The organism is Paraglaciecola sp. G1-13, from assembly GCF_055809255.1.
Genome location: NZ_CM147903.1, coordinates 3,790,396 through 3,807,888 on the forward strand (window position 1 = coordinate 3,790,396; position 17,493 = coordinate 3,807,888).

Genomic DNA, 17,493 nt, shown 5'->3' on the forward strand with positions numbered 1-17,493 from the left:
TAACGCACATTAATATGTTAGTTAATCAAGTTCATTCCCTCTGAATAGGCTCAAATTTATAGAAAATTGCACTTCGGTACGACTCAAGATAGTTGCGCTCACTGAAAATCGTGATCATTAAGGAGGATATATTGTGTTTTTTTCAATTTCAGCTAATTTAAAATTGGAATCATAAAAATGGAATTGATATGGAGCTACCACAATATTTGCCAATTCTGCCTCTACGGTACGTCATATCTGCTTCTTGTTGTACCGTCATACTATCAAGTGTTTGGTACTGGGTTTCTACACCTGGACCTTCTATTGGAACCGAGCTGGTTTTATCACTTTTTATAATCGTTTATTTCGGACACTTGTTAATGTTTAAGCTACGAACTCGCAAAGGAACGGCAAGGAATGAATCCAATGATTAACCATAGAATTCCTTACTACTGTCTAATGTTAATTTTACTGTCTGGATGCGTATCAACAGACCGTTCAATGAAGAAAACACCTTTTGCTAGAGATGGTGTTATCAATATCAGGTATATGCCTTATAGTAATCTTGGGGATGCTTATGCATTTGGCACTAAATTGTCAAAAATGTACGTTATAAGTCGGGATTATTTAATACAAGAAGAAAGTGAAGCTGATTTCTATTTGTACCTTATTATCAATGACCCCATTTCAAACACAAATGATATAGAGGCCACATTAAGAGCCTATTTATGTAATTTTAATCGTCGACGAGAAGACAATAGTGACATTTATAAGAACATTTCTACAATCCCATTTTATGCTCCAATAAATAGTATTGTCGCTAACATACATAATGATGAAACGTCAGAGAAGCTAAACCTTCCAACCAATAAAGTCGAGTTTCTACAAAAGAGTTATAGTATTGATACTGCTAGATACATTAGTCGTTTACTCAGAAATATTGTTGGAGATGATTTGCTCACTGAAAAGATTGCAATCATCGGTACAACATTCCCAGTAATTAAGTCGAGAGGAATTTTAGATACACCTGACTCAGACTCCAATTATTCAAGTAATGATGTTGTCGTAATGGGCTTAGACGGATACACACCCCGAGAAATTTCTAATATTATTGTGTCCCTTAGAGCTGCTATAGAAAATGATGAGGTGTCAATTGACGAGTTAAATGAAAAAGTAAGTAGTTTGGTTGAGCCGTCAATATCAAGGCTAGCTAGGACAATAAGAGGTTTTTTTACTCATTCCTTTATTTCAACTGCACACGCAAATGAAGTTCCAAAGTGCTCATTGGGAGCTTTATAGTTTCTCTTGAATGTTGAACAAGAACATTTGGGTGCACTAAAAATGGTATGTTCGTTATTACATGTTAACAAAAACTGAGCCCAATATTACATCAAAAGTCACTCATACTAATGAAGATTAAGGGTATTTTGGGCTATCTAAAACAGAAAAGTTAACTTTCATCTAAGAAAAGATGTTCAATGTTAGCCAGAATATCAAGCACATTTATATCGTCCGCATTGCCATACTTATATAAACTTGAAGCTCCTGATTTACGAATAATGATTAAGCATTGCTTCGCTCTCGTTAGAGCAACATACATTAAATTCAAATAGTCCTGTTGTGTATCAATAGGTCTATTATGAAATCTTGGATCTATCACAATGCATGCATCAGATTCTATACCTTTTGCTTTATGCATTGTAGATAATTTAGGCATCACCTCATTCCTATTTAGCTCGCTACAGTTTCCGAAGATATCACTTAGTTTATTGGTTCTGCTTATAACCAGGATTGAATTATTGCTAAAGCCTTTTTGGTTCAGTAAACGTATAGCTGATTTAAATTTAATAAGTAAGTCTTTCTGATCTCCGGCATTGAGCAATATTGGTTTGTCGCCAACTTCGGCATTATTAGTGTAAAGAAGCTTAGAGTTAGGTGCTGCGAGACGTCTCGCGACATTTGTTAAAGCCAGTAAGCTTGCTGATGAACGATAATTAGTTTTCGCGTGATATGTTCGCGTATCGTCGAGACGTGTCTTAACTGAGTGAATCAAGTCAGGATCAGCACCCCGGAAACGAAAAATAGCTTGAGTAGTATCACCAACGACAAAAAGGTGCGAACCCGCATTTGCCAAACGTTCGAGAATAGACCACTGTAATTTATTCGCATCTTGCATCTCATCCATCAAAATGTGCTTATTTCTCTTTGTTACGCGCCGAGCAAACTTCCTATCTTTTAGAGCTTTATTAAATTGAAAAAGAACATCCTCGAAATCCCATATTTTGTGTTCCGTCTTATACCTATGATACTTTTTAATGACATTTTTGATCTCATCGCAGTGCACATCTGACGTTGCTTTCGAGATAGCTGTGCTTACTTTGATTTTTTTGTTTATAGATAAAGTTAAAGCCTTCAATACTACTTCTGATTCTACTGAGTAACCGCAACCGCTAATGATATTATCTAATATATTGATCGTATTACTGTTGTTTACTGAACCACCATCTTGGTAGGAATATCGGTAGTCTGCATATTCTTTCGATTTAAATCGCTTCAAGACCGAACCACACCATGCCGTAAAGGTTGAAATAGTTATTTCATTATCATTTAAATGACTAATCCGACTTTCCATCTCATTAACTGCTTGATTCGTATAAGCCAATACGGTTATTTGTGAGCCTTGTACATTACGGTTTAAAGTAATTTCTTCGATACGTTTAACTATTTGACTTGTTTTGCCGGTACCTGCACCTGCCTCGACAAAGGTATGAGTAGACATAGAGAGATAAGCCATGCACTCGCGAGTATAGCTTTTGATTGGCAGCTCATTCACCTGTTGGCCGTGGTCAAAATTATGGTCTTGAACAATTCGTCTAAGTGCATTTGCCTCCACTTGCTTTGGTTTAACGATTATATTGAGCAATTTTCCGAGCATCTCACGTTGCAAAGGCTCGTATTCCTTATCGTTAAGTTGAATAACACATTCATTACCATACTTTTTATATAACTGATTTAAAGCGAAAAAATTCTTAGTGGGTTTTGTGTAATTCTCGCTTTTATCATTGAGTAGAGCCTTCAGATTTTCTTTGGACAACTCGCATAAAAATATCGGATCGAAAAAGAACAATTTATCAAGCTTCGTTACTATGTTTGGAAGTCTATCGAGTGCCACTGCCGGTTTCTTTGCACGTTTAACAAAATGTCTTCGCTCAACCCTTGTCACTGCAGCAAGTTGACCGATCAATGACTTTCTCTCATCCATGGCAAGTACATTATTTTTACAATGAGAACTCGCTTCTTTTAAGATTTTGTCATAAACAATATAGTGGTCACTAGTGTCTTTATTACCCAGATACGTCGTCTCTGCAAGCATCTTTGGTGGCCAACATTCACCACTAGAAAGCTGGCTGTGTAATTGGTGATGAAAGAACACTGCAGGTTGAAATACTCCAGGCATATTGAAAGCTATATCTACACGTCTGTAACGTGCTTTTGCTGCTAACTGCTTATAGGAAGAGCGAGATAGCACAGAACATAAATGCCCAAAAAAGATGTTTAACTCAATGTCGCTAAATCTACTTGGAATAAAATCTAGTCGTATACTTTTATTTTCATTATTGGCAATATAAAGTTTAAAGAATTTTCTATTATCTGAAAACAAGTGGATCGTATATACACCAGTATATTGGTACTCACCGTTAATCAGACCCTTGTTCACCTCACCTACATGTTTTGAATAATTAATACTTAAAATTGATGCTAGAGCTTTTGTCCTGAAATGCTCGAAACCACCTGATTTAGCTTGGATAGCCTCGACCGTTTTAGATTTATTGCAATCGACAAAGAAGCTTAAATGATCGCAGTCTGGTATTAAGTATTTACCTGGCTCTGTCAGATAATTTCGAAGCATCTCTGACTGATAAACCTGTACTTTTTTACTCGACAATGTATTTATCAGAGCCCGAGGTTTTTGTTTGTAATGAAAATCTTTTACGTTATAAAAATAGTCTATGAACTTACTATTTAATTTCTTGTTAATAAAAGAGTAATTATCAGCATTAAATTTGTTATTCCATGTATTATCACAAATTTGTGAATATTCACTTTTTGATCGTTTTTTCATAGTTAGACACCTCAGAAACATAAATACAATCACACTCAGTTTTTATGATTTTCGAGGCTTATAGTGAAATTCTATTTCGCGTATATAAAAATTGAGTGTATTGAGTGTTAAAAGTAAAAATGAATGTAAAATCATTAAAAATCTCGGCTGAACCAAATAAGAACAACCGATTTACCTCTAACTAATTTAGTTTGGGATTTTGCTCCCACTTTCTAAGGCTTCCTACTACGCGCCTAACAACATGCAGTTTCTCAAGAAACTCCAAAGCATTGATAACTTTGACTTTTGTAGTTTCGTTTTTACGTGGTAAGTTCTTCCAGTTCTTTTGCATTATATCTCGAACCGTAAACTCCGCGCCTAACCTGTCCAATCTCGTCATAATTATTTCGGCATCTTCTGCAACGATATTTCTATTCGGAGCAAACAAGTATCTGGCATGAGATTCAAAGTACCGAGCCAATTTGACAGCTGATAATGTGGCAGCTTTACCGACCTGAGTAGTAGTTTTGAGTTCTTCCTTAGTTGAATCAAATGATGAAACAACCTGAAGAATAAGAGCTAACTTTGGTAAAAACGTTTGATACTTACGTAGGTAACGTCTTAATGGCTCTGGAAGCGATTTATCCTCGCATGACTTAGTAATATCTTTCCACCAAGAAAGAAAAATTTCCTCAGCACCATTAGAAAATGGAACTGCTCTTTGCTTAAGCTCGACAGTTTCATCGAACCCAAAATTATCGAATCCGGCTAATTCGAAGAATGCCTTGAGGTCGCTCTGCAATTTTGGGTCTAGTGGCTCCTGTACGATACCAGACCTCTTGATCGGACGAGGATTTACGATTATTTGAAACCGGTTTAGATAGCCATCATCTTGTGATGTTCCCTCAAGCGTTGCTCTTTGATATGGAAGCAGCACTGAAGGCTGGATTGTACCGTATATAGACAGCAACATATTTTTAGCTGTTGTACTATTGTGCATTCTATCATTATCGTACTGCCCAAAGCCGTTAAAACATTCCAAACTGAAAGCGCGATATTCCGCGTTTGCTGGTCGAGCTAACAATTTAAGCAAACTATTAAGTTCATCCAAAAGCAAAATTATTCCGTCAGGATTCTCGGATAACATTTTATGTAACGCAGCATATGTGGCTTTGTTTGTAAAAAGTCGCTTTAGTACGGGTTTGCATTCTATATCAAAGCTTTCCGATAGACCTTTAGTTATGCGCTCAATTTCTCGTTCTCGCCCATCCTCATCAGATATTTCATTAGCCATTCTAAGCTGTTCTCTAATCCCTTTTATCTCAATCGAATCAAGTTCCTTCTTAACAATTTTTTTCGCTTTATCCAACTGAACATCAGTCTTAAACTTCCCTTCAGCTCTATCAGTTAAAGGAGTAATAACATTTCGAATGCAATCAAAAACTGGACTTTTACCAGTCCCAGACTCACCAATACCCATTCCCCAAAGATTTGGCGGTATGATGAAATCGTTATTGCCGATATGATGAACATGTAACTTGTGACCAATAAGACCTCCTGTAATACAGAGTAGAGGAGCAATGACATAGTCAATTGGACACTCAAAATGCCTGGTTAAATCTAATGTGATCTTCTTAAAGAAGCTAGGTAACGCTTCAATTGGGAACTTTGCACTGGCGTATGATTCACGGATGGCTTTCGGGTTAAGCCAAACATTTAGACCTTGCAAATTAATAAAACTATATATATTTGTTACGGTTTCATTACTGTAACAAATTTTTGAAAGAGGACTATTTTCATCCAGCATTGGAAACGTGATTTTACTTCCAATGCTACTGAGGTTACTTTCTGGCATCGTATCAAGCCCTGAAAGCCATTTTTTATTAGTGGCGTTGTTCTCAACATCTACTGTCCAAACGACGAAGTAACTTTGAGACATTTTAATTACTAAGCTTGGAATAGTTCCTGATTTAATACTCCTAGGACTGGTCGTAAGTTTAGAGAATTGACCTGCTATGAAAACATCGTCTTCTCTTCTTGACTCAACCTCGACATCTATTGAGTATCCCTTTTTAAAATAAAAGACGGCTTTCTTAGCCGCTTCTTTTGGTGAGACACTCAAGTCCCCTGAGCGCTTCACGACTCCATTTTTTCTAGCGATCAAAGTTATTGAAGCTCCCTGAAAACTGGAACAAATTTTTTCTACATTATCGATAACTACATTTAGAACATTTTGTTTGGTATACATGTTTTTCTCTTTAATTATTGTTAGGGTTTGTGCCGAAGAACATAACCAATATAAAGAGAATTTTTTAACCAGTACTCAATAGAAAAACCGTTTTTTAACGCTTCGCATGAAAAAACAATAAAACCTTATATATCATACACTTATTTTGATTCACGGATAAAAAACGAGTGCTTTGAGTGTTAATTTTGAATAATGTAAAACGTTTAGATAAAAAACAACTTTCCCGTTACGAAAAGCGCTTATATATCATAGTCTTAATTTTTTTGAGGCTGATTTCGAAAACATTGTAAATTACGGAGTATTGAGGATGGCCAAATTAGGATCGGATGCAGCGGTGATCAGATTAGTAGCAGATAATACAAAGCGGATACTTCTTGATAAGCATTCTAACGTTGATTGTGACGTGGATGTTGTTGTTGGGCTTAATCAAATAAAAGCACCGAAAAATAACACCGACCTTTATTGGTCAAACCTTTTATGGAACCCCTTCATATCTATTAATGAAGTTCGAATTGGTTGGCTACTATTTGAACTGCTAGAAATGGATTTTAATGATCCAGTATTTGTAGTCTCAGAGCGCTTCCATATGAACAGTGTTGGTGAGGATGGGCACATCAATTTTCGTTCAATGACCGATGTAGATATACAATATGTTGTTGCAGAAAAACAAAGCTTACTTGACAAAGCAAATGATAAAAAAATGAATATGGCACCTGTTCAACTAATAGAGATACTCAATAGACTGCATAGTTTTGCATACATCACATGCACAGAAGTGTGCACTGAAAACCTAGATGTTTACCGAGTAGGGTTTAACTATAAAGAAAAAGAACTTCTATTATCCGCAAATTCAAAGCTAGTTCATATTCGAATTAATCATCACTTTGACCGAATAGACATGATGAATAGATGGCATAGACTCGATTAAATAGCTTATTAACTAGGTCAAAAACAGCTCTATTCCTCCCCCAAAAGGCTTGCTAGCATATACATAGCAGTTACTGCTAGCACGCCTCTTTCACGAAAAACCAATCAAATTACACATCAAAACTGGAGTTCATATGACTACAGCGAGTCCACTCGCCCTGTATTTAGGGAGACTTGCGCCTAACAGTCGGCGCTCAATCAAATCACAGTTATACAAAGTTGCTGAGATAATGGAATGGCCGCCGGATAAACGCGACGAGATGTTTCACCAAGTTGATTATCAAACTGCATGCCAAATCAAAGTAGAACTTATTCAGCACGGCTCATCTGCAAAGTCAGTTAATCGTGCTATGTCAGCCATACGTAATGTCGTGAAAGTCGGCGTTATCATGGGCTTAGTGCCTGAGAACCAGCTCATACAGCTCAGTGCCATCAAGCTAGAAAAGACCTCACAACATCAGGGTAACCCTTTAAATGCAACGCAAGTAAGTGTGCTCTTCAGCCACCTTGCTGAATGCGCCAGTATCATCGATATACGTAATCAGGCGATTTTTGCCTTGTTACTTGGCGCAGGCCTTCGTCGCAGTGAATTGGTCTCGCTCAAGCTCAATGACCTAGCCTTAAACGAAAGCCATTTGGTCGTACAAAAAGGCAAAGGCAACAAACGCCGCACTGCATTTCTTCCTAAATGGTGCATCGAGCATGTCCATACATGGCTTATGCTGCGTGGACATGATGCAGGTTATCTGTTTAACCCTGTTAACAAGTCTAACCGCATCAACCTAACGCGTGATATCACCACCGAAAGTGTTTACTTGTTAGTACGTAATACCGCGAAGCATGTGGGATTAGGTAATGTATCGCCCCATGATTTGCGCCGCACCTATATTACTCGCTTACTTGAGCAAAACATCGATTTGAATACGGTGCGTCTCATGGCGGGACACGAAGATATCAGCACGACGGTTGTATATGACAAGCGAGACAACAAGATCATGCAACAAGCGGCATCTGCCCTGAGTTATCACGCAACGAATGAGGCAGAGTCATGAAAGGTATCAACGGCGCCCTTGCAGCCACTTATGTAAATGCTCTGCTGACGCATGGCTTAACCGAACGACAGTTTAAACACTTGGACACCGACGTTCTGGCGGAATTAACGGATGCAACCGCGCCCAATAAGAAGCCGTTGTCACTTGCACAGACACGCATCGAATTGGCTAAGGTGGCGCAAACAAGCGTAAACGAAACCATTTCGCATAATGCACGTTTACTATGTGGCATCTATCAGGTGCCTTTAAATGGAGTAAAAGTCATTGAGTACCTCATCACACTAGGCGCATCCAGTGCATTACGGAACTTAGTTGATGAGCTTCATCTATGCGAGCTAACAGACGATATTCATCGTTCGTTGTTAACGCTATTTGGTATCGAAGAAGATGTTTGCTTTTCATATCTTAGATTATTGACCAATAGAGGCTTCATACAATCCCCCTCTTTAATCGACACAGGGGACATAGCGCTATCAGAAGAGCAGGTTCGTCTACTTACGCGAACTAAGCTTAAAACCATAGAGGCCTATTTAGACAGATTATTGAAGGAAAGCCCATCAGCCACATTTACACTAAAGGACTTCTCGCATTTAGACATAGAAACGTTACATGATTACCTGCGCGAAGCGATTAAACAGCGCGTAAGCGGCGTTAACATTCTTATCTACGGCGATGCAGGAACAGGTAAAACTGAGCTAGCTAGAACCCTCGCCCACGCGTTATCTATGTCCTTGTATGAAACCAGAACTACGAACACCAACAATAAACAGATAGAGGAGCGATACGACGAGGAAGGTAATAGCAGACTACGTTTACAGTACCTGTCTTCTATGCAAGGAATGTTAGCTAACCACCCCACTTCGATGTTTGTAGTCGATGAGTGTGAGTCCATTTTTTTGGACAGCGACCAGTACTTCGCAAAGGATACCCTGCACCGCTTAATGGAAAGTAACCCCGTGCCGTGCATTTGGATAACCAACCATGTGATGTGCCTTGAATCTAGCTTTATCAGGCGATTCAAAATTGTGCAAGAAGTTGGTGCCATCGAAGGGAAATACATTCAGCCGTTAGCGAAGCAGGCGTTTAAAGGATTGCGCCTGAAACAACCCTATATCGATAACTTGCTCACCACGTCTAACATTACCCCCTCACATATTGGCAATGCTGCCCATGTAGCTAAAACGATGGGGCGCACGGGGCAATCTGCAGAGCTCGTCGTGTCAGGTGTTATTCAAGACACCCTTAAGGCAGCATCGCTATTAGACGCCCCGCTCCGTTATCAATCTGAAATGCCGTTTGATGTGAGCCTGTTAAACATCAAGCAGGGTAAAGAGACGGTCAAACAAATTGGCGCAGCTCTTACGAACCATGCACCTGTTCGCATACTGCTATCTGGTGAGCCTGGTACAGGTAAAACAGCGTACGCACATTACTTGTCACAGCTATATGACTTAGAGCTTGTGTCAGTGCGCTGCTCTGACATTTTAAGCAAATATATTGGGGAAAGTGAAACTAACATAGCCAATATATTTCATGACGCACAGCAGCACGGCAACGCGTTATTACTGGATGAAGTAGATAGCATTTTGGTATCACGTGAGCGCGTGACTGAGCAACACAACATACAGCTTATTAATGAGCTATTAACACAAATTGAGTGCTTCGAGCAGCCCGTGTTCGCTGCAACCAATCACGCAACGCTATTGGATAAGGCGGTACTACGGCGCTTTGATTTCAAACTAGAGACTCTATGCCTAACACACGAGCAGCGCATCACTTTATTCAAGCGTGTGCTGTCACTTGAGCAGTTAACCCAGTTCGAACAACAGCAACTATCTATTCTGACCCAATTAACCGCAGGGGACTTCGCAATCGTTGCGCGTCGTATGCGGTTTCAACCCGATGGTGATTTTCGTCAACAGGCATTGGCTTTGTTAATCGAAGAGAACCGTCACAAGCAACCCAACCACCCTATCGGTTTCGTTTCGAAACCACACTAACCTAAAAGGTAAACAACATGACTACATCAGTATTGAGCTCGCTCAAGGTAACTGCTCGCCCGACAATTGAGCCAAAGCTTCCTATTATTGGCAAACGCATGAAACTCATCGAGAAGTTAGAACAACAGCAAGAGATGGCAACCTGCATGCTTGAAAGCAAACCCTTTGAAGCCTATCGAGAGAAAACGGTGAAAGACCCCGTCACAGGAGAGCGCAACAAGCAGCGCCGCGCTGTTTCAGTTAAACCGTGGTATTACGACAGCGACGGGCATTACTTCTTAGAAGTGAAAGTGAATAACAAGCCGATTGATATCCAAGCAGGCAAGCCGGCCATCGATGTGGGTGACAAAGCCGACCTGCCAAAAACTATCGAAACCGTTATTCAGGCTGTTGAAAAAGGCGAGCTAGATACCTTCATCTTAGCCAAAATCACTCCTGCGAAGAAAGCGCCGCAGGCGAAGTCCATTGCTAATAAAACATCCGGTAAAAGCTAAGTGGCGCTAAACCTCATTATTAGGCTCTAAAAAAAACAGAGCCTTTTTGGGTTTCCCGTTGCGCTTTAACAGTAATTCATCCAGTGCATCCTCAATAAAGAATATCGGTAAATCGATAGCGTTATTAGGTTGGTCTAGAGTGTCGTTGGCCTCGTCTTTGTCGCTATGAAAAATAATGAATTGCTGAACATATTGAATGAGCTCAGCTAATGATTGGTTTCGCTCATTCACGTGAATCTCTAGCACCGCTTGTTCATTAAAGGCCGTACTCGCCAGAGCGCATATAGAAGGAACATGATGGGTGTAAGTCAAGATAACGATACCTGTAATGTGTACCCACATTCCATCTGGCTCACTGAAACAAATAGTAATGCTCTCATCATTCACTCCCGCAAAACCAGGAGGGAACAACTGTATTTCCGTCTCACCAGCACCATGATTATGACGGTCAAAAAGTGAACTCAGGATGTGAGTACATTCCGGTAATAGCTCACAAGATAAGTTAGAAAAATCGAATTGAAAGGACACGGCATACTCCGCTTAGTTGTGTACCGTTAAATTAGTATTCAGCGCGCCATTCCTAAATTAAGCAATACACACTTGAGCATGCGTTGACTCATTTCCCCAAACCTCAAAAGAGAAATCACTATGCACATTCAATATGAGGGAATGGCTCTGCCTGTCTCTAAGGCACTCGCAGATGCGTTAGTTAGCATCATCCCTAAAAACGTCGACAACGATGTGATAACCATCAACTTTCGCGACCCTACCTACTCACCCGAAGGCGGAGGTTTTCACCCAGTAGAAATAAGATTAGAAAAAAGAGATACAATATGGCATTTCTGCTACATCACGGACTTCGCGTATGTGGGCATGGGTGGTATGGCTGAACTGGCTAAAGAATTAGACTTTGATTTTCAAGCAGGCGTTTTTCAAAACTTTTTAGGTATTTACCCTATAGAGCAGGCATTCGAAATGTATCAAATATGGGAAGGCAACTTTTTGCACAGTTGTAACGATATAGACGTATTTAACATTTTACTTTCAATGGACTAATTCAAGTCTCATTTATTCTTATTGCCTGCGCGGTAGGACTTTAATCTGTCATAATTAACAGGTGAGCCTGCCTTTTTGCAAATTTCCAATAAAAACGCTATATCTTTTTTCATATCACTAGGATGGCCACTCAAATAGGCTTCTTTAAAAACATCTGACTTTTTCAATTCTGTATCTAATAATTTGTAACTAGAGCGCATTGCCAATAACTCATTATGCTCTTTATCCGCAGCGGACTTTACTATAAGTAGATTTTTTTTTGCTTTTTCACTGGCTCGCTTAACACTTTGTTTTCTATCGACTTCACCATTGAGAATTTGCTCTACATGCTTTTCAGCCAAAAAATAAACCAATGGGCTAATTTTTCTAGGCGAGCCCCAGATTGTTCGCCAAATTACTCCAGCTTTACCACTAGGAGCTTTTTTTGCCTGATAAATTTTATCTAAAACATCAGCAATATTATCGATATACGCTGCTGCATCCGCCAATGTCATTTGTTCATTTATGCGTTCAATTTTTTTCAATTTAGCCCAACCTGGTTCGTATTATAATTATCATATTCAATATCGATGTATTAACTACTAATAATTTTGTAGTCATTAATAAGGTTAGATTTTTTGTCATTAGTAACAAAGACTAGATATCGTCAGCAATGATACAACACCATAAATGGATTATTTCAGTGCCTGATGTCCTCCCCTTTTTTTTCTTAACGTAATCGTAAACTAAACCTGCTCTTGGGTTGTTGACAGCAAAAAGGATCGCTCCTAAGGCAGCTGGTTTTGTTCCTATTGGAGCAATACAAAATGACCTTTGAGTGTACTCGCAGGATTTGAAAGATTTTTCAATAAGATTGTAAGTATAAAGCGGATCATTAGCTGCGGCGACTATAAAAGAGGACTCGTTACCCATCATAGAATCAGCCATATAAGTGTAATTAGAAGAGAGAGCTTTATTTTCCATACCAACAGAAAATGGTGGTACACCAAGCAGGCCAATCACATTGTTTCTACTAAAGGACTCTGAGTTCATTAGCGCCCCAAACCGATGTCCCTCGAAACCGAGGCAAACAAACAATGTAGAGTTCAACCCATAAGCAATATGTGGTGGGAGAAACTCAGCCCCTGTGCCATCATCTGAAAGGTCAAACTGTGAAACCTCGTCTATCTGAGGCTTTCTCTCTTCCTTGGTATATTCCGTCGGCTGTGCATATAAAATATCAAAAGGTCTCTTAATTTCAGATAACATGCGCAAGAGATGAAGTAATTCAGGAACTTGCAAAGATGTAGCATCTATAAGAATTTTTCCATCTGGTAGCTCAATACTTGCTAGCTCAGTAAATGCGTATTGAATATCATCAAAGCAAAGAGTTGCGTTTTCTCTAAAGTATTCGACGTCTATTACAGAAGAGCTAATCGTTCGAATATAGTCTTCTGACCAGCTCGTCCGAGCATCCACTGTTGTAGAGGACGAAAAAAAACCCACTGAGTAGATTTGTTTTGAATTTTTAATATTGATTTCGTCGGCAGAAGTGGTTCGCCATCGTTTCACTTCAATCACAACAGTGAACCTTGATTATCGTCATACTCTTCTGCTCTCCATTGCTGCTGATATTTTTTCTTGATTATTTCATAATCAGAGTATTGGCCAGCTAATAAAGTTTTGAACTGATCGACTGTTAATTTAATTCCTCTCTTTTTTCTATAAGAAATACCGAACCGAGGAGAAAAAATAGGATTTAATTGAAACTCTTGTGAAGTTATTTGAGTATCATCTTTAATTCTCTTTGAATCGTCAACAATCAAAATTCTCCAAGATTTAGCAGAGTCTATTATATTTTCAAGCTCTTCATCATGACCTGCAAAATCATATTCTATTGTAAATATATCCCTCTCGGGCTCGGTCTGATATGAGCTCTTCTGAGATATTTTGAATAGCTCTCCAATACGATTGACTAATTGAGATAGTTTATTTCCGTGCGGTGGGAGACTGATTACTTCTTTAACTAAAAAGGTACTTGTTAAAATCGCAGCCGCATGAGAGTCTTTCTCTGAAACCACTGACATTTCTTCAATATAATTAAAATCTTCAGAGTTACGGCTTTCGTTATGCTGTTTCAATGAATTGAAGCATAGTTCTTTGAAGTGTCTAACATTTGGGGTTGTCATAGTTATAAATCGCTCAAATCCAGCATATACAGGAATTTGTACAGAACTGATTTGAAGATTTAAACTCAATAGCGTATTAAATTCATACGTATGAATTTTATCGACCAATTTGGGACTGCGTTTTTGATCAATTAACGCCTTAGCATAAATTTCTTTGTTAAAGCTTCTTTGTTTATATGTTCCAAGTAATGTTATAGCAATGCTGGGGTCATTCATGATCCTTTCGCTCTGACTTTTCTCGAATCCAATCGATTTTATAGCGTCACTGACCTTGTTTTTGACAGCTTTTGACATCATTGCAAGTTCAGATAGCTCACCTATCGTAGGTGATGGTAGAATTTTCTTTACTAAGTTGAGCGTTTTTTCCTGATAACTAGAGGTTCTTCGCTGGTCAATATTATTACGATCACCCAAGAACTCGGGACTAATCATCGCTGATGTTTCTAAGCCAGCATTTTGCAAAGTAAGTAAGAACACTTCAGCCGCAAAAATTTTATAATCTGTGGAAATACGTTGATCTAAATCCTCAGCTCTAAAGTCATCGGGAGTCTGTAACCATTGATCACTCAAAGTCTCTTTTGTAGGCCTAGCGTTTGCTTTAAAAGCAACATTCCAATTCAATTTTTTTGAAGATTCTTTCCTACACGTATTTATAAATTTTTGCTGTGATTTAGACAGTAATTCGAATTCATCAACAAATATTTTAAACGTTGTATCTTTGAAATTATCAACATCTGAGATAAGCGCTTCAACTAAGTACTCCATCATTTTTTGCACGTCAAAAGACACGAGCCCTTCTATATTGATAGGGTTGATACGGGTGGCAAGCTCATATTTGAGATCAGAAAGTGAAGTTGAAATATCTTCAAGTGAAGTTAAATCTCTTTTAAGAACATTTCCTACTCGCTTAATAAAGTTACTTTCTTTACCCAATGATTCTAAAGCGCTAGGAAAGTGATGGCTAACATTAGTAACCATTAAGACAAGCTCTTGAAGAAGAGAATAGGCCGCGTGCGCTTGAAAGAATATGCTAGCATTTTCTCCCAACCAGGTTTCTTTCAAACCTTGACAAAATGCAGTATCAGGTTTCCAATATAAAACAATACACTCGAATTCATCATCACTCACATATTTTTTTTTGCTATCAAACCTAGTTGAATGTGAAAAATATTGGATATAAGTGCTTTTCCCAGAACCTCTACTACCGACAAGCTCAAGTGAGTGAGAGATTTTTCTAAGGTCTAAATTATCAATAAAAAATGGAACGACGAATTTATTATAAACACTATTGTCAACCGACTGGTACTCTGTTCTCGCTACGGAGAGCTTATTTAAGATATCTACAAGTTTCATTAGGCTCTCCTGCAAAAAAGTTGCTGCCAAGATGAGCTCTTGGGTGTGTGCTCCATCCAAAAAATAGCAGGTGTTTGGTTTGGGCACCCCCATTCAAAGGCAATAGGCAGATACTTTTCATCTCGCCCGTCCCAGTACATCATACCTCTACTAGCATATTTCTCTTTCATGTTGTCGTAGTGCTTTCTTACCGTAATTACCTTATTTTCTCGATCATTCTTAAAATAATCATCATCACAATTAGGTGGGAATAATGACTGATCTTCACTAATAATTTCTGCGGGTATAACTTTAATACCGGGTTGGTCCTTGGAGGTATTTGACAAACCGTATGATGTAGCCATTAGCGGACAATAGACAACATTGTTACAATTAATTATTTGTGGTTTGGCTGATGAGATGAATTCATTCAACTGGCTACCACTTCCTAAGAAGTCATCTATGAGGATTACTGCTTCTATATTTCCTCGGTCTCTTGACAATTTATTAGTGTTTATCAATGTAGAAAGTTGCCTAAATATCGCACCTCCAGATTCACCTTCGTCACCGTCCAATCGAATAGGGAGAAACTGTATGTTGGTACACCTGCCGTCCTTAAGCTGTTTACGCCATGCCCTAATGTCCATTTTAGGTGATACAACATTTCTTTCGATCAAATACTCTAGTAAATCAGTCGTAAGTAGTTTGGAAAATGCCGCTATTGCCATTCCTTCACTCCGGACAATGAGAGAGTCAATTAACTGTAAGGCTATGTACTCATCTTCTCCAGCATCGAAGTTTGAGAGCCATGCGGCGAACACGTCAAATCGCCAAGGCCAAATACCTGCTTTGCAATATGTTTTTACTTTCCCTAGAACTAAAATTTTAAACGCATCTAAATTTGAAGGAATAATTATTCTATCCATGATCTTCCTATATCATTGCTAACACATCTTTCAATAAGTTATGGGTAATGTATTTAGCACCTACTCCTAAGGCTCTGCTACGAAGTAAATATCTTGAGCTCTCCAATGACAAACGTTTCCAAATACTACAACCATCCTCCAGCGAATTTGGCCTTATCACAATAACGCAATCACTCACAGGTAAAACACCATTATTAATCATCGCTACTCTCCCAACACACCGCCTTCCAACTCTCGCGACTATAATATCTCCCTTTTTAGCATGCTTAAGGCCTTCGATTGGCCTCGATAGGCAATTAATAATTTCAGAATTTTTGGGCATCACGGTCGTATGAATAAAGTGAGGAGTTATATAACAGAGCTCTTTGTATGAGATATTACCTCTAAAAAGTGTGGCGTTTATATTTCTATTATTTATTGCCTGTCCGTTATTATTAAGACTTTCATAATAATTAAAGTCAGCTCTTCGTACAAACTCCTCTTTACTAATTATTATTTCATTATCACACTCTTTTTCGGCACTAAGAAGCGATATATTAGCTGATTCATATATACAAGTTACTTTGGAAATGATCAAAATGAATGTTTGTGCGTCTGTCTTTTTGAAACTATTTTCAGGAAGTTGAATTACCTTTTTAATTACATAATTTTCAGCAAGTAACTCTCTAAGATGATTCCATCTTTCTCCACTTATCAGACCTGCTGGTAGAATTATTCCCATTTCGTCACCAGTGTTCATTAGACGCAGGTTTTGGGCTAAGAAAACCAGCTCTGTAGGAATGGAAGATACTTTTTTAGAAATAGCATCTGAGATTCCCGCACATTTAAGTATTGAATTAACCTTATAGTTAAAGTCAGTGGAGAAATATGGAGGATTACTTATTAATAGATCGATTTTCCCATACTTCTCAATTAAAAGAGGAGGGAGATCTGGGTTAAAGCCATCAAAATTATGGGCTTCAATTCTGTTTTTACTCAAAGCGGTTGTAACGTTTCTTTGATCGAGATCAATTCCAACCAGAGAAATATCGTTCCAACGACGTTTTGCTGCATGCAACAGATCACCATTTCCAAAGCCAATATCAAGTGCGATATTGGGAGCCTCGATACTTAAATTGGCTATAAGTAAATCACTCAAATACTTATTTGTGTAGTACTGATTTAAATCCATTTTGAGGCGAGCCTGATGAGATACTGTCGATAAAGAAA

14 protein-coding genes are annotated in these 17,493 nt (G+C 38.5%); 6 read left to right on the forward strand and 8 right to left on the reverse strand.

All coding sequences use genetic code 11. The features are described 5' to 3' along the window. The first annotated feature begins 396 nt into the window (after window positions 1-396). Window positions 397-1,278, forward strand: a complete 882-nt coding sequence (locus AC0L6N_RS16080) for a hypothetical protein (protein ID WP_473475941.1) — start codon at window positions 397-399, stop codon at window positions 1,276-1,278. A gap of 151 nt (window positions 1,279-1,429) precedes the next feature. Here AC0L6N_RS16080 and AC0L6N_RS16085 read toward each other — a convergent pair whose 3' ends face one another. After that, complete coding sequence (locus AC0L6N_RS16085) at window positions 1,430-4,102, reverse strand: UvrD-helicase domain-containing protein (protein ID WP_473475943.1); 2,673 nt, start codon at window positions 4,100-4,102, stop codon at window positions 1,430-1,432. A 181-nt stretch (window positions 4,103-4,283) separates the two neighbouring features. Beyond that, complete coding sequence (locus AC0L6N_RS16090; RefSeq protein WP_473475945.1) at window positions 4,284-6,329, reverse strand: DUF3987 domain-containing protein; 2,046 nt, start codon at window positions 6,327-6,329, stop codon at window positions 4,284-4,286. 307 nt (window positions 6,330-6,636) lie between these two features. Between AC0L6N_RS16090 and AC0L6N_RS16095 the strand changes: the two genes are divergently transcribed. From AC0L6N_RS16095 to AC0L6N_RS16110, 4 genes are all read left to right on the forward strand, one after another. Further along, window positions 6,637-7,257, forward strand: coding sequence for a hypothetical protein (locus tag AC0L6N_RS16095; protein WP_473475948.1), 621 nt, complete (start codon window positions 6,637-6,639; stop codon window positions 7,255-7,257). A 133-nt stretch (window positions 7,258-7,390) separates the two neighbouring features. Further along, the gene (locus AC0L6N_RS16100) at window positions 7,391-8,308 is read left to right on the forward strand and encodes a tyrosine-type recombinase/integrase (protein WP_473475951.1); all 918 of its coding nucleotides are present in this window, start codon (window positions 7,391-7,393) and stop codon (window positions 8,306-8,308) included. After that, window positions 8,305-10,308 carry an AAA family ATPase gene (locus AC0L6N_RS16105; protein ID WP_473475953.1) on the forward strand — a complete coding sequence of 668 codons (2,004 nt, stop codon included), beginning with the start codon at window positions 8,305-8,307 and terminating at the stop codon, window positions 10,306-10,308. Before AC0L6N_RS16100 ends, AC0L6N_RS16105 begins: the two co-directional genes overlap by 4 nt. A 17-nt stretch (window positions 10,309-10,325) precedes the next feature. Further along, window positions 10,326-10,802 carry a DUF6641 family protein gene (locus AC0L6N_RS16110; RefSeq protein ID WP_473475955.1) on the forward strand — a complete coding sequence of 159 codons (477 nt, stop codon included), beginning with the start codon at window positions 10,326-10,328 and terminating at the stop codon, window positions 10,800-10,802. Window positions 10,803-10,808: 6 nt separating this feature from the next. Here AC0L6N_RS16110 and AC0L6N_RS16115 read toward each other — a convergent pair whose 3' ends face one another. Next, entirely contained in the window at window positions 10,809-11,330 is a 522-nt protein-coding gene (locus AC0L6N_RS16115; protein WP_473475958.1) for a hypothetical protein, read from the reverse strand. A gap of 120 nt (window positions 11,331-11,450) precedes the next feature. Here AC0L6N_RS16115 and AC0L6N_RS16120 point away from each other — a divergent pair, with 120 nt between their 5' ends. Further along, window positions 11,451-11,858: a DUF2787 family protein gene (locus tag AC0L6N_RS16120; protein ID WP_473475961.1), complete on the forward strand. Its 408-nt coding sequence runs from the start codon at window positions 11,451-11,453 to the stop codon at window positions 11,856-11,858. 8 nt (window positions 11,859-11,866) lie between these two features. On the opposite strand, the gene AC0L6N_RS16125 is transcribed toward AC0L6N_RS16120, so the two are convergent. From AC0L6N_RS16125 to AC0L6N_RS16145, 5 genes are all read right to left on the reverse strand, one after another. Further along, window positions 11,867-12,382 (reverse strand): hypothetical protein, encoded by a 516-nt coding sequence (locus tag AC0L6N_RS16125; RefSeq protein ID WP_473475963.1) that lies wholly within the window; start codon window positions 12,380-12,382, stop codon window positions 11,867-11,869. Window positions 12,383-12,494: 112 nt separating this feature from the next. Continuing rightward, window positions 12,495-13,418 carry a hypothetical protein gene (locus tag AC0L6N_RS16130; RefSeq protein ID WP_473475965.1) on the reverse strand — a complete coding sequence of 308 codons (924 nt, stop codon included), beginning with the start codon at window positions 13,416-13,418 and terminating at the stop codon, window positions 12,495-12,497. After that, window positions 13,415-15,379: an ORC-CDC6 family AAA ATPase gene (locus tag AC0L6N_RS16135; RefSeq protein ID WP_473475967.1), complete on the reverse strand. Its 1,965-nt coding sequence runs from the start codon at window positions 15,377-15,379 to the stop codon at window positions 13,415-13,417. Before AC0L6N_RS16135 ends, AC0L6N_RS16130 begins: the two co-directional genes overlap by 4 nt. After that, window positions 15,379-16,284 (reverse strand): phosphoribosyltransferase-like protein, encoded by a 906-nt coding sequence (locus AC0L6N_RS16140; protein WP_473475968.1) that lies wholly within the window; start codon window positions 16,282-16,284, stop codon window positions 15,379-15,381. The genes AC0L6N_RS16135 and AC0L6N_RS16140 overlap by 1 nt, the downstream gene beginning before the upstream one ends. A 7-nt stretch (window positions 16,285-16,291) precedes the next feature. Continuing rightward, entirely contained in the window at window positions 16,292-17,455 is a 1,164-nt protein-coding gene (locus tag AC0L6N_RS16145) for an N-6 DNA methylase (RefSeq protein WP_473475970.1), read from the reverse strand. Between the last annotated feature and the right edge of the window lie 38 nt (window positions 17,456-17,493).

Bases quoted from the DNA above. Each gene is read 5' to 3' on its own strand.
- AC0L6N_RS16140 (WP_473475968.1), bottom strand. From the start codon at position 16,284: ATGGATAGAATAATTATTCCTTCAAATTTAGATGCGTTTAAAATTTTA.
- AC0L6N_RS16080 (WP_473475941.1), top strand. From the start codon at position 397: ATGAATCCAATGATTAACCATAGAATTCCTTACTACTGTCTAATGTTA.
- AC0L6N_RS16105 (WP_473475953.1), top strand. From the start codon at position 8,305: ATGAAAGGTATCAACGGCGCCCTTGCAGCCACTTATGTAAATGCTCTG.
- AC0L6N_RS16145 (WP_473475970.1), bottom strand. From the start codon at position 17,455: ATGGATTTAAATCAGTACTACACAAATAAGTATTTGAGTGATTTACTT.
- AC0L6N_RS16120 (WP_473475961.1), top strand. From the start codon at position 11,451: ATGCACATTCAATATGAGGGAATGGCTCTGCCTGTCTCTAAGGCACTC.
- AC0L6N_RS16100 (WP_473475951.1), top strand. From the start codon at position 7,391: ATGACTACAGCGAGTCCACTCGCCCTGTATTTAGGGAGACTTGCGCCT.
- AC0L6N_RS16110 (WP_473475955.1), top strand. From the start codon at position 10,326: ATGACTACATCAGTATTGAGCTCGCTCAAGGTAACTGCTCGCCCGACA.
- AC0L6N_RS16085 (WP_473475943.1), bottom strand. From the start codon at position 4,102: ATGAAAAAACGATCAAAAAGTGAATATTCACAAATTTGTGATAATACA.
- AC0L6N_RS16090 (WP_473475945.1), bottom strand. From the start codon at position 6,329: ATGTATACCAAACAAAATGTTCTAAATGTAGTTATCGATAATGTAGAA.
- AC0L6N_RS16095 (WP_473475948.1), top strand. From the start codon at position 6,637: ATGGCCAAATTAGGATCGGATGCAGCGGTGATCAGATTAGTAGCAGAT.
- AC0L6N_RS16135 (WP_473475967.1), bottom strand. From the start codon at position 15,379: ATGAAACTTGTAGATATCTTAAATAAGCTCTCCGTAGCGAGAACAGAG.